Annotated in this window: 11 protein-coding genes and 1 tRNA gene; all 12 read right to left on the bottom strand. The window is 62.3% G+C overall.

What is annotated here, in order from left to right:
* Window positions 1–30 precede the first annotated feature (30 nt).
* The 12 genes from rpoB to tuf all read right to left on the bottom strand — a co-directional run bounded on the left by rpoB (window position 31) and on the right by tuf (window position 12,179).
* On the bottom strand, window positions 31–4,167 hold the full coding sequence (rpoB, locus tag ACWGS8_RS14580) for a DNA-directed RNA polymerase subunit beta (RefSeq protein WP_454581583.1): 4,137 nt from the start codon (window positions 4,165–4,167) through the stop codon (window positions 31–33).
* A gap of 250 nt (window positions 4,168–4,417) precedes the next feature.
* On the bottom strand, window positions 4,418–4,795 hold the full coding sequence (gene rplL / locus ACWGS8_RS14585) for a 50S ribosomal protein L7/L12 (RefSeq protein ID WP_010909265.1): 378 nt from the start codon (window positions 4,793–4,795) through the stop codon (window positions 4,418–4,420).
* Between the two features lie 54 nt (window positions 4,796–4,849).
* Window positions 4,850–5,368, bottom strand: coding sequence for a 50S ribosomal protein L10 (gene rplJ / locus ACWGS8_RS14590; protein WP_010909264.1), 519 nt, complete (start codon window positions 5,366–5,368; stop codon window positions 4,850–4,852).
* 391 nt (window positions 5,369–5,759) lie between these two features.
* The gene (rplA, locus tag ACWGS8_RS14595) at window positions 5,760–6,458 is read right to left on the bottom strand and encodes a 50S ribosomal protein L1 (protein WP_010909263.1); all 699 of its coding nucleotides are present in this window, start codon (window positions 6,456–6,458) and stop codon (window positions 5,760–5,762) included.
* A 4-nt stretch (window positions 6,459–6,462) separates the two neighbouring features.
* The gene (gene rplK, locus ACWGS8_RS14600) at window positions 6,463–6,891 is read right to left on the bottom strand and encodes a 50S ribosomal protein L11 (RefSeq protein ID WP_010909262.1); all 429 of its coding nucleotides are present in this window, start codon (window positions 6,889–6,891) and stop codon (window positions 6,463–6,465) included.
* A 188-nt stretch (window positions 6,892–7,079) separates the two neighbouring features.
* The gene (nusG, locus tag ACWGS8_RS14605) at window positions 7,080–7,607 is read right to left on the bottom strand and encodes a transcription termination/antitermination protein NusG (RefSeq protein ID WP_010909261.1); all 528 of its coding nucleotides are present in this window, start codon (window positions 7,605–7,607) and stop codon (window positions 7,080–7,082) included.
* Window positions 7,608–7,636: 29 nt separating this feature from the next.
* A complete protein-coding gene (gene secE, locus ACWGS8_RS14610; protein WP_010909260.1) occupies window positions 7,637–7,840 on the bottom strand; it encodes a preprotein translocase subunit SecE in 204 nt (67 codons plus the stop codon).
* A gap of 363 nt (window positions 7,841–8,203) precedes the next feature.
* Window positions 8,204–8,279, bottom strand: a tRNA-Trp gene (locus tag ACWGS8_RS14615).
* Window positions 8,280–8,361: 82 nt separating this feature from the next.
* Window positions 8,362–8,571, bottom strand: coding sequence for a putative glycolipid-binding domain-containing protein (locus ACWGS8_RS14620; RefSeq protein WP_454581584.1), 210 nt, complete (start codon window positions 8,569–8,571; stop codon window positions 8,362–8,364).
* A 26-nt stretch (window positions 8,572–8,597) separates the two neighbouring features.
* Window positions 8,598–9,083 carry a group II truncated hemoglobin gene (locus ACWGS8_RS14625; RefSeq protein ID WP_454581585.1) on the bottom strand — a complete coding sequence of 162 codons (486 nt, stop codon included), beginning with the start codon at window positions 9,081–9,083 and terminating at the stop codon, window positions 8,598–8,600.
* A 100-nt stretch (window positions 9,084–9,183) separates the two neighbouring features.
* Complete coding sequence (locus ACWGS8_RS14630) at window positions 9,184–10,848, bottom strand: hypothetical protein (RefSeq protein WP_454581586.1); 1,665 nt, start codon at window positions 10,846–10,848, stop codon at window positions 9,184–9,186.
* A gap of 155 nt (window positions 10,849–11,003) precedes the next feature.
* The gene (gene tuf, locus ACWGS8_RS14635) at window positions 11,004–12,179 is read right to left on the bottom strand and encodes an elongation factor Tu (RefSeq protein WP_010909256.1); all 1,176 of its coding nucleotides are present in this window, start codon (window positions 12,177–12,179) and stop codon (window positions 11,004–11,006) included.
* Window positions 12,180–12,335 lie beyond the last annotated feature (156 nt).

A 12,335-nucleotide genomic window follows, 5' to 3' on the forward strand; every position in this document is an offset into this window, starting at 1 on the left:
GCCGCAACGTCGTGCGGCGCGCTCTAGCCTTTACTCGGCCGCGTCGGGCAGCCGAACCGGGGCGTCGTCGAGCTTGGTGTTCTCCAGCTCGACATTGAGGCCGAGAGACCGCATTTCCTTGACGAGCACGTTGAAGCTCTCGGGAATGCCGGCTTCGAACGTGTCGTCGCCGCGCACGATCGCCTCGTAGACCTTGGTGCGGCCGGCGACGTCGTCCGACTTCACCGTCAGCATTTCCTGCAGCGTATAGGCGGCGCCATAGGCTTCCAGCGCCCAGACCTCCATTTCGCCGAAGCGCTGGCCGCCGAACTGCGCCTTGCCGCCCAGCGGCTGCTGGGTGACGAGCGAGTACGGACCGATCGAACGCGCGTGGATCTTGTCGTCCACCAGGTGGTGAAGCTTGAGCATGTAGATATAGCCCATCGTCACCTTGCGATCGAACGGCTCGCCCGTGCGTCCGTCATAGAGCTGCGACTGACCGCTGGTGTGCAGGCCTGCCTGCTCCAGCATGATGTTGATGTCAGCCTCATGCGCACCGTCGAACACCGGGGTCGCGATCGAGACGCCGCGGCGCATCTGTTCACTGAGGCGAACAATGCTCTCGTCGTCATACTCGCGAACCGGCTCGTTGCGGTCATTGGCCGGCATGAAGCTTTCCAGCGTCTTGCGCAGCGGCTTGATGTCGCCGGCGGCCTTGTAGGTGTCGATCAGCTCGCCGATCTTCTTGCCCATGCCCGCGCAGGCCCAGCCCAGATGCGTTTCCAGGATCTGGCCGACATTCATGCGGCTCGGCACACCCAGCGGGTTGAGCACGATATCGGCATGCGTGCCGTCCTCGAGGAAAGGCATGTCCTCGACCGGAACGATGCGCGACACGACACCCTTGTTGCCGTGACGGCCGGCCATCTTGTCGCCCGGCTGCATCTTGCGCTTCACCGCCACGAAGACCTTGACCATCTTCATGACGCCCGGAGGCATTTCGTCGCCGCGCTGCACCTTCTCGACCTTGTCCATGAAGCGCTGTTCGAGCGCCTTCTTGGAATCGTCGTACTGGCCACGCAGGGCTTCCAGTTCGCTTTGGAGCTTTTCATTCTCCACGGCGAACTGCCACCACTGCGAACGCGGATACTCGTCCAGCGTATCCTTGGACAGCGTCGAGCCCTTCTTGAAGCCCTTCGGTCCAGCGATCGCTTCCTTGCCGACGAGCACGTCGGAAAGACGCGCGTAGACGTTGCGGTCCAGGATGGCCTGCTCGTCGTCACGGTCCTTGGCGAGGCGTTCGATCTCCTCGCGCTCGATCGCCATGGCGCGCTCGTCCTTCTCCACACCGTGGCGATTGAACACGCGCACCTCGACGACGGTGCCGAAAGTGCCCGGAGGCATGCGCATCGAGGTGTCGCGCACGTCGGAAGCCTTTTCACCGAAGATGGCGCGCAGAAGCTTCTCTTCCGGCGTCATCGGGCTCTCACCCTTCGGCGTGATCTTTCCGACCAGGATGTCGCCCGGCTGCACTTCCGCACCGATATAGACAATGCCGGCTTCATCGAGGTTCTTCAGCGCTTCTTCCGAAACGTTCGGAATGTCGCGCGTGATTTCCTCCGGACCAAGCTTGGTATCGCGCGCCATGACCTCGAACTCCTCGATGTGGATCGAGGTGAAGACGTCGTCGGCGACGATGCGCTCGGAGAGCAGGATCGAGTCCTCGTAGTTGTAGCCGTTCCAGGGCATGAACGCGACCAGCACGTTGCGGCCGAGCGCCAGATCACCGAGCTCGGTCGACGGGCCGTCGGCGATGATGTCGCCCTTGTTGACCCGGTCACCCATGCGCACCAGCGGACGCTGGTTGATGCAGGTGTTCTGGTTCGAACGCTGGAACTTCATGAGACGGTAGATGTCGACGCCGGACTTGCCCGGATCGAGATCTTCCGTCGCGCGGATAACGATACGCGTCGCGTCCACCTGGTCGACGATGCCGCCGCGGCGGGCGCCGATGGCGGCGCCTGAGTCACGGGCAACGATCGGCTCCATGCCGGTGCCGACGAACGGCGCCTCGGCGCGCACCAGCGGCACGGCCTGACGCTGCATGTTCGAGCCCATCAGCGCGCGGTTGGCGTCGTCGTTTTCCAGGAACGGGATCAGGGCCGCGGCCACCGACACCATCTGCTTGGGCGACACGTCCATCAGGTCGACGTTTTCGCGCGGCGCCATCATCACTTCGCCGGCACTGCGGCAAATGACGAACTCGTCGACGAAGCCGCCATTCTTGTCGAGCTCGGCGTTGGCCTGCGCGACATGGTGCTTGGCTTCTTCCATCGCCGAGAGATAGACGACGTCATTGGTCAGCTTGCCGTCGACGATCTTGCGGTACGGGCTCTCGATGAAGCCGTACTTGTTGACGCGCGCGAAGGTCGCCAGCGAGTTGATCAGACCGATATTCGGGCCTTCCGGCGTCTCGATCGGGCAGATACGGCCGTAATGCGTCGGGTGCACGTCGCGCACCTCGAAGCCGGCGCGCTCGCGGGTCAGACCGCCCGGTCCAAGCGCCGACAGGCGGCGCTTGTGGGTGATCTCCGACAGCGGGTTGGTCTGGTCCATGAACTGCGACAGCTGCGAGGAACCGAAGAACTCGCGCACGGCGGCGGCCGCCGGCTTGGCGTTGATCAGGTCCTGCGGCATCACCGTGTCGATCTCGATCGAGGACATACGCTCCTTGATCGCGCGCTCCATGCGCAGCAGGCCGACGCGGTACTGGTTCTCCATCAGCTCGCCGACGGAACGCACGCGGCGGTTGCCGAGATTGTCGATGTCGTCGATCTCGCCCTTGCCGTCGCGCAGTTCGACCAGCGTCTTGACCACGGCCAGGATGTCTTCCTTGCGCAGCACGCGCACGGTGTCCTCGGCCTTGAGTTCGAGGCGCATGTTCATCTTGACGCGGCCGACAGCCGACAGGTCATAGCGCTCTGAGTCGAAGAACAGCGAGTTGAACATGGCTTCGGCGGTCTCGAGCGTCGGCGGCTCGCCCGGGCGCATGACGCGATAGATGTCGAACAGCGCGTCCTGGCGGCTCTCGTTCTTGTCGACGTTGAGCGTGTTTCTGATGTAGGCGCCGACATTGACGTGGTCGATGTCGAGAACCTTGATCTCCTGCTCGCCGGTGCCAAGCAGCACCTTCAAGGTCTTCTCGTCGATCTCGTCACCGGCTTCGAGGAAGATCTCACCGGTGGCGTAGTTGACGATGTCCTCGGCCAGGTAGTTGCCGAGCAGATCCTCGTCGGTCGCCTTGATCGCCTTCAGGCCCTTTTCGCCGAGCTGGCGCGCCTGGCGGGCGGTGATCTTCTTGCCGGCCTCGACCACGATCTCGCCCGTATCGGCGTCGACCAGGTCGCCGACGGCCTTGAGGCCGCGGAAACGCTCGACGTTGAACGGAATGCGCCAGTGGTCGCCGGCCCGCACATAGGTGATCTTGTTGTAGAACGTCGACAGGATCTCTTCGCCATCCATGCCGAGCGCCATCAACAGCGACGTCACCGGAATCTTGCGGCGCCGGTCGATGCGGGCGTGCACGACGTCCTTGGAATCGAACTCGATGTCGAGCCACGAGCCGCGATAGGGAATGACACGCGCGGCAAACAGAAGCTTGCCCGACGAGTGCGACTTGCCCTTGTCGTGGTCGAAGAAGACGCCGGGCGAACGGTGCATCTGCGAGACGATGACACGCTCGGTGCCGTTGACGATGAAGGTGCCGTTCAAGGTCATGAGCGGCATGTCGCCCATGTAGACGTCCTGCTCCTTGATGTCCTTGATCGACTTGGCGCCGGTATCCTCGTCGATATCGAACACGATGAGGCGCAGCGTCACCTTCAGCGGCGCGGCATAGGTCAGGTCGCGCTGACGGCATTCGTCAACGTCGAATTTCGGTCCTTCGAACTCGTACTTCACGAACTCCAGCATCGAGGAGCCGGAAAAATCGGAGATCGGGAAGACCGACTTGAAAACAGCCTGCAGTCCCTCGTCCGGACGGCCGCCCTTGGGCTCGTCCACCATCAGGAACTGGTCATAGGATGCCTTCTGAACCTCGATCAGGTTCGGCATCTCCGCAACTTCCGGAATCTTTCCGAAGAACTTGCGTACGCGTCTGCGGCCATTGAAAGTCTGGGTCTGGGCCATCGTCGCTCCTTAGCTCTAAACTCGGGACGGACCTCGCCGCGGTCCGCCTTGCATACCGAGCCGCCTGGGCGGCGGCTCTCTGTCTGTTCTCCGTTCGCCTTTCGGCGGCCGGCTAAAACGGGAGAAAACCCGTTTCCTGAAGGCCGGTTGGGGCCCTCAGGAAAGAGGTTCTCGTACATCTCGCGCTACGCGTCCTCCCTCCAGGCGAAGGGAGTGGCGGGCGGCGCGAGGCCGCCCGCCGCTTTTACGCTTACTTCAGGTCGACCTTGGCGCCGGCTGCTTCCAGCTGGGCCTTGAACTTGTCAGCGTCGGCCTTGGAAACGCCTTCCTTGACCGGCTTCGGAGCCGCTTCGACCAGGTCCTTGGCTTCCTTGAGGCCAAGACCGGTGATGGCGCGGACTTCCTTGATGACGTTGATCTTCTGAGCGCCAGCGTCGGTGAGGACGACGTCGAATTCCGTCTTTTCCTCGGCCGGAGCAGCAGCAGCGGCAGCGCCACCAGCAGCGGCAACCGCCACCGGAGCAGCAGCCGAAACGCCCCACTTTTCTTCCAGAAGCTTCGACAGCTCGGCCGCCTCGAGGACGGTCAGCTTCGAAAGGTCGTCTACGATCTTTGCGAGATCAGCCATTGTTGTATTCCTTCGTTAGGTTCGAACGTGTGTTTTTGATAGCGAGGAACGGCCTCATGCCGCCTCGTCCTTCCGGGCGTAAGCGCCGATGACGCGCGCGACCGAGGCCGCTGGCGCATTGACGATCTGGGCGATCCGGGTTGCCGGCGTGGCGATCATGCCAACCAGCTTGGCGCGCAGCTCATCGAGCGACGGAAGTGTGGCGAGTGCCTTCACACCGTCGGCATTGAGCGAGGTGGTGCCCATTGCGCCGCCGAGAATGACGAGCTTGTCATTTCCCTTGGCGAAATCGGACGCGACCTTCGGCGCCGCAATCGGATCCTCCGAATAAGCAATCAGCGTCTGTCCCTTGAACAGATCGATGATCGATGCGGAGTCCGTGCCCTGAAGAGCGATTTTGGCGAGACGGTTCTTCGCGACTTTAACGGTGCCACCGGCGGCGCGCATTTTCGACCGAAGGTCGTTCATTTGCGCGACGGTGATACCGGCATAGTGGGCCACGACCACTGAACCTGCGTTTCCGAACGCTTCGTTCAGGCCCGTGACGAGTTCGCGTTTTTCCGCTCTGTCCACTGCCTATCTCCAGTTGACCCCAATCCCGTCAATGAGAACATCTCATTTTCGAGGACAGGCGTCGGGTTGCCTTTGCCGGCCGGGCCATCCAGTACCGGATCTCCCGAACGACGCTCGAGGATCCTGCCCCCTTTCGCCACACCGACGGCAAGCCGGCGATGCGCAGACAAAAGGCAAACACGGTTCGAACCTTTCATTGGAGCATTCGCTCCGTTGTCGGGTCTTCACCCGTCTCATGCAGGCCCACATGAATTAAGGCTTTTGGGCCGCCTGCAATCTCGGACAGGATGTCCGGAAGCCTTTCGGCTTCCGGTACCGGGCCCAGGATAAATCCGAGGCCCGGAATTCAGTCACGGAACGGCCTTCCGGCGGCCGATCCAAATGGTCTTAATCAGGACGCTGCGAGCGTCGAGACGTCGAGCTTGAGGCCCGGGCCCATCGTCGAGGTGACCGACACCTTCTTGACGTAGTTGCCCTTGGCGCCAGCCGGCTTTGCCTTGGTCACCGCATCGGCGAAGGCGCGGATGTTCTCTTCCAGCGCCTTGACGTCGAACGAGACCTTGCCGACGCCGGCATGAACGATGCCGGCCTTCTCGACGCGGAACTCGACCGCGCCGCCCTTCGATGCCTTGACGGCGGCGGCGACGTCGGTGGTGACGGTGCCGACCTTCGGGTTCGGCATCATGCCGCGCGGGCCGAGCACCTTGCCGAGACGGCCGACCAGCGGCATCATGTCCGGCGTTGCGATGCAGCGATCGAAATCGATCGTGCCCTTCTGGACGATGTCGACCAGGTCTTCCGCACCGACGATGTCGGCGCCGGCGGCCTTGGCTTCCTCGGCCTTGTCGCCGCGGGCGAACACGGCGACGCGAACCGAGCGGCCGGTGCCGTTCGGCAGGTTGACCACGCCGCGGACCATCTGGTCGGCATGGCGCGGGTCGACGCCGAGGTTCATGGCGACTTCGACGGTCTCGTCGAACTTGACCGAGGAACGGTCCTTGAGCAGCTTCAGCGCTTCACCCAGGGCATAAGCCTTGTTGGGATCGATGCCTTCGCGGGTCTTCGATACACGCTTTGCAATCTTTGCCATGATCTCAGCCCACCACTTCCAGACCCATCGAGCGGGCGGAGCCCTCGACCATGCGCATGGCCGCCTCGACGTCGTTTGCGTTCAGATCCTTCATCTTGGCGGTCGCGATTTCACGCACCTTGTCGCGTGAAACGGTACCAGCCTTGACCTTGCCCGGCTCCTTCGAGCCCGACTTCAGGTTCGCGGCCTTCTTCAGGAAATAGCTCACCGGCGGCGTCTTCATGACGAAGGTGAACGACTTGTCCTGATAGTAGGTGATGACGACCGGAACCGGGGATCCCTTTTCCATTTCCTGGGTCTGCGCGTTGAACGCCTTGCAGAACTCCATGATGTTGATGCCGCGCTGACCAAGCGCCGGGCCGATCGGGGGCGACGGCGTAGCCGAACCCGCGGAGACCTGAAGCTTGAGCTGGCCTGCAATTTTCTTAGCCATCTCTTTTCCTGCCTTTGTCTATGCCGGCCCCCATCGTCAGGGAAACACCGGCGGTTGCAGTCTGGTGGTGCGGTTCGCGCGGCCGGCTAAAGCCACATTCGCCTCCCACCGTTCTCGGCCATGCGTTTCCGCACCGCCTCCCCTGATCGCCAGACCGGCGTCGCCGGCCCAACATCAGGGATTTCGGATCAGCCCTTTTCGACCTGTCCGAATTCCAGATCGACAGGCACGGCGCGCCCGAAGATCGAAACTTCCACCTTGAGCCGCGCCCGCTCCTCGTCCACTTCCTGGACGAAACCGTTGAACGACGCGAAAGGACCGTCCGAAACGCGGATCGCCTCGCCGATCTCGAACGTGACCGAGGGCTTCGGCCGCTCGACGCCTTCCTGCACCTGATTCAGAATGCGCTGCGCTTCCGCCTCGGTGATCGGCACCGGCTTGGAGTCACCGAGAAAGCCGGTGACCTTCGGCGTGTTCTTCACCAGCGAGAACACGGCGTCGGTCAAATTGGCCTTCAGGAGCACATAGCCCGGGAAGAACTTGCGCTCGGCATCGACCTTGCGGCCACGACGGACCTCGACCACCTTCTCGGTCGGCACCACGATCTGCTCGATATCGGCGGACAGGCCCTTCTGCTTGGCCTTGTTCTCGATATCCTCGGCGACCTTCTTTTCAAAGTTCGAATAAGCGTGGACGATGTACCAGCGCGCAGCCATTTTTTTAGACTTCTCCGTAGTCGCCGGACTTAGCGTCCAATGCCCAGAATCTGTTCGATCGCGAGGCCCATCAACTGATCGGCGCTAAAGAAAAAGATCATCGCAATCACAGCGAAGGCCAGAACCATCACCGTCGAGATCATCGTTTCGCGCCGCGACGGCCAAGTCACCTTGGCGGTCTCCGAGCGAACCTGCTGGAGAAAGACGAAAGGATTTGTGGTTTTCGAAGCCATATGCCGCTCTGTCTTCAAGACCCGTTGGCCGGGTCCCCTGGATGATCCCGCTGGCCGGGACGTGCCGCCTGAGCCCAGTCTCGCGCCGAATCAGCGCAATCATTTCGCCCATGCAAATCAGACGCGTAAAGCCGGCTTCCCAGCTCCACGCGTCGCGTGTCTGTTCTGTCTACATAAAACCGATTCTTGATCCACGCAAGTGGCAAGTGTCCGCTTTATGACCAAACGCCGCCTCGGAACCATCCAGTCGTTCCGTCCCGGCTATGGCGCCCTTATGCCCCAATCGGGCTAATATGGCAAGCGTGTCGCCGATTTTCAAAGGGCGGACCGCGGAAATATCGTTTCTGAAGCCATTTTTTGAAATGGCACGGGCAGCAGGGCTCGAACCTACGACCTGCGGTTTTGGAGACCGCCGCTCTACCAACTGAGCTATGCCCGTATCGTGCGCGCCTCGGCGCAGCAGGGGCTTCCTAAAAGCTTCCGCGCTGTCTGTAAAGAGTGGTTTGCACGCAAACGCGCCTTCATCCCCTTTGCCAGAAATCGGGATAGGTGACTACCAGCCCGTCTCCGTCGATCTCGACTTCGAGCCTGAAGCCGCTGGCGCGCGATTCATAGAGATATCGCCTGGCCTCCTCGAGGCATGCGTAGCGCTGCGGGTTGCTGACGGTGAGCGCCGGGAATTCGATAAAGGCAGTGGTGATCTCGGCACTCTGTCCAGTGGCCAGCCGCAAGCCGCCCTTCGGCCTGTTCGCAACCGCTAGGATTTCCCGGTCGGCGGCGTATATGGCCCGCCAGGCACGCCCCAGCCCCAGGCCGGCATCGGTTCTGTTTCCGGATCGCAGGTCTCACCGAGATTGGAGTTCATCTTGGCCAGCCGCGATCCCCATTCGACATAGCCCATGAAGGCCGAGCGGAATTCGGGATCGTCCGGCAAGCCGACCTCGTCGGCGGCATCGGCGAGCAAGTTGATCCAGCGGCGGCGCTGCTCCTCGGTCAAATGCTTGCCCAGATGATGCATGACCATCTCACGGTGGCCGCCGAATTTCTCGCTATAGGTCTTCGGCCCACCAAAGACCTCGCCGATGAAGGCCGCAACATGGGTGGGATGATCCGGCGACATCGCCTTGAACACCGGCCCAACGACCGGGTCCCTTGCCACCTTGCCATAGAAGGTCTGCGTCAGCTGGTTCAGGGCTTCGCTGCCGCCGGCCCATTCGTAGAGTGTGGGAACATCCCGGCTCATTGTCGATCCTCCGCCGGCCCCGGCGCCACCGGCCGCGACGATAGCGGAAAGATCGAAGGCAGCTCAACCTGCCTCGATGGCCAGTTTCCGAAGCCGCGCACTACAGCTTTGCGGGCGCGTCGGCCGCCGCATTGGCGGGCGGCAGGCCGCGGCAGTTGTCGGGCCTGGGAACGGCCTTGCAAATCGTGGCGCCGGTCAGTGCGTCGACCGATTGCGGTCCCGTTGTCAGCCCCGCCTTCAGCATGATGTCCGGTTCGAGCTGGCGCTCGGCCGAGCGCCCCGCGATCGCTTTGAACAGAACGGGACCGATCGCCATCTCCTCGAGATACGCCTTGACCATCTGCTTCTGTCCCATCGGGTAGAGGCTGAGCCGCGCTTCGGGGCCAACAAGCCTTCTCGCGCCGCCGGCAAGCATCAGCGCGCAGGCTGAATCACATTCCACGCCGGTATCGATGCTCAATCCGGCATAAGCGCCCTCCTTGGCCAGGCAATTCCATGCTCCCGGGTCGCAATCGACGAAATCGGTCCGGCCCACGGCGACGTCAAGCTTCCTTTCGCGGATAAGCCGGCCCGCCGCCAGGGCGCCGGACAGGTCACCTCTCCGTGAACTGATCACGACAGGCAGGCGCCGATTGCCAAGCGTGGCGAGCAACTGGCGCAACTTCTGCGGCGTCTGGCCCGTAATCGCGCCGTCCGCCGAAATCCATTCCGGACAGTCGGGATTGCACAGCGGATTGCTGCCGCGAACCACGACAAAGCGCATCTCCGCACCGGCCTTGGCGGTTTCCGGCCCAGCCGGTACGACATCCCTGGGCTTGCCGATCGCAGCGGCCGATGGCGTCGCATCATTTGCAGAGATCGGTATCTCCCGGCAGTTCGCGGCCGGCTGTTGCGGCGCGCACAGGCTCGCGGAGGTCAACAGATCCACGGCATCCCGGCTGGTCACCAACTTCATCGTCAGCATATCGTCGAGCGCGATCTGGCGGATGTCGCTGGCCGGCGTGGCCTTCATCATTTCCAGCACGCCGTCGCCTATCCCCATTTCCCTGAGATAGGCCGAAAGCGTCTTCTCAACCGCCTTGCTCATCTCGTAGGTCTTGTAGCTGCCGGCATTTTTCCGGCTGACCACCTTGGTGTTGATGATCTTCTTCTTGCCGTTCACGATCCGGTAGGTGGTCCGGTAGAGCAGCTTCTCGCGCTTGTAGGTGGTGGTGATCTGGTGGACACCGAGATAGGCGAAATCTCCGACCACGCGGCGGACACCGCCGGAAAACATCAGGGGACAGGCAGAATTGCACATGCCCCCGTCGTCGAAAGCCATGCCGAAATAGTCGGCACCCTTGCCCTTGTTGTCGCTGCAACTCTTCACCTCCGGTTGGCAGCCGGAAAACACCGTCACGCCGACGGCGATATCGAGCTTGGCCTTGCGGATCATCCTGCCAAGTGCGAGTGCGGCATCGACATTGCCGCCGGGCGAGTTGACCACGACAGGCAGTTGCCGTCCCTCGAGCGTTTTGAGCGTGCGTTTGAAGAGCGATGGCGTGTCTGCCGCGATCGTGCCTTCCGCCGATATCCATTCTGGACAATTGGGCTCGCATCCCGGCGCATTGCTGCGCACGACGGCGAAGCGCATCGGTGGGATGTCCAGCTGCTGCTCCTGGGCCCGCGCCGGAAGGACAGGCAGGACCACGGCGACCAACAGCATGAGACGGACCACTACCCGCAACCGCCACCCCTTCCCGCCGAAACAGCGCCCTGGAACCACTCGTTCGCAAAGCTCCCGCAATGCAACCTATACTAGTTGGCGCGATGGCGCTTGCAACAGGGCGGGCGCAGTTCCAGGTCTTGCAGCGTCGGAAACGAAAAAGGGCGGCCCGAGGACCGCCCTTTTCTTGTCGATCCGGCTGATGCCGGTCTCGATTATTCCTTGATGGTGACGACGATGCCGGCACCGACGGTGCGGCCGCCTTCACGGATGGCGAAGCGCAGCTTCTCTTCCATGGCGATCGGCACGATCAGCTCGACATCGACGGTGATGTTGTCGCCAGGCATGACCATCTCGGTGCCAGCCGGCAGCGACACGATGCCAGTCACATCCGTCGTGCGGAAGTAGAACTGCGGACGGTAGTTGGTGAAGAACGGCGTGTGACGGCCACCTTCGTCCTTGGTCAGGATGTAGGCTTCGGCCACGAACTTCTTGTGCGGCTTCACCGTGCCGGGCTTGGCCAGAACCTGGCCGCGCTCGACGCCTTCACGGTCAACACCACGCAGCAGCGCGCCGATGTTGTCGCCAGCCTGGCCCTGATCAAGCAGCTTGCGGAACATTTCCACGCCCGTGCAGGTCGTCTTGGTCGTCGGACGGATGCCGATGATCTCCAGCTCCTCGCCGACCTTGACCACGCCGCGCTCGACGCGGCCGGTGACGACCGTGCCGCGGCCCGAGATCGAGAACACGTCTTCGATCGGCATCAGGAACGGCTTGTCGAGCGGACGAACCGGCGTCGGGATGTAGGCGTCGACCTGAGCCATCAGCTCGCGGATCGCGTCCTCGCCGATCGTCTTGTTGGAATCCTCAAGCGCGGCCAGCGCCGAACCCTTGACGATCGGAATGTCGTCGCCGGGGAACTCGTTCTTCGACAGCAGCTCGCGAACCTCGAGCTCGACCAGTTCGAGCAGCTCGGCGTCGTCGACCTGGTCGACCTTGTTCAAGAACACAACGATCGACGGCACGCCGACCTGACGGGCAAGCAGGATGTGCTCGCGGGTCTGCGGCATCGGGCCGTCGGCGGCCGACACGACCAGGATCGCGCCGTCCATCTGCGCGGCGCCGGTGATCATGTTCTTCACATAGTCGGCGTGGCCGGGGCAGTCGACGTGGGCGTAGTGGCGGTTGGCCGTCTCGTATTCGACGTGAGCCGTCGAGATGGTGATGCCGCGCGCCTTCTCTTCCGGAGCCGCATCGATCTGGTCGTAGCGCTTGTACTCGCCAAAATACTTCGTGATCGCCGCCGTCAGCGACGTCTTGCCATGGTCAACGTGACCAATCGTGCCGATGTTCACATGAGGCTTAGTGCGCTCGAATTTACCTTTTGCCATAGTCTCTTTCCTTGGACGGCCTTGACCTTCAGTTCAGTCGAATGCGGGGCGATTAGCGACAAAGGCCAAAAAACACAAGCGTCTTTTGGCCGGGTGCCGTCTCACTCAGTCCGAACCTGGGATCCGATTGCGGGGATATGGCGCTGATATAGGAAG

The organism is Mesorhizobium sp. 43Arga, from assembly GCF_053714255.1.

What these genes read in the sequence shown, in the direction of transcription:
- rpoB (WP_454581583.1), bottom strand. Translation starts at nt 4,167, where the DNA reads ATGGCCCAGACCCAGACTTTCAATGGCCGCAGACGCGTACGCAAGTTC.
- rplL (WP_010909265.1), bottom strand. Translation starts at nt 4,795, where the DNA reads ATGGCTGATCTCGCAAAGATCGTAGACGACCTTTCGAAGCTGACCGTC.
- rplA (WP_010909263.1), bottom strand. Translation starts at nt 6,458, where the DNA reads ATGGCAAAGATTGCAAAGCGTGTATCGAAGACCCGCGAAGGCATCGAT.
- rplK (WP_010909262.1), bottom strand. Translation starts at nt 6,891, where the DNA reads ATGGCTAAGAAAATTGCAGGCCAGCTCAAGCTTCAGGTCTCCGCGGGT.
- nusG (WP_010909261.1), bottom strand. Translation starts at nt 7,607, where the DNA reads ATGGCTGCGCGCTGGTACATCGTCCACGCTTATTCGAACTTTGAAAAG.
- secE (WP_010909260.1), bottom strand. Translation starts at nt 7,840, where the DNA reads ATGGCTTCGAAAACCACAAATCCTTTCGTCTTTCTCCAGCAGGTTCGC.
- ACWGS8_RS14625 (WP_454581585.1), bottom strand. Translation starts at nt 9,083, where the DNA reads ATGAGCCGGGATGTTCCCACACTCTACGAATGGGCCGGCGGCAGCGAA.
- tuf (WP_010909256.1), bottom strand. Translation starts at nt 12,179, where the DNA reads ATGGCAAAAGGTAAATTCGAGCGCACTAAGCCTCATGTGAACATCGGC.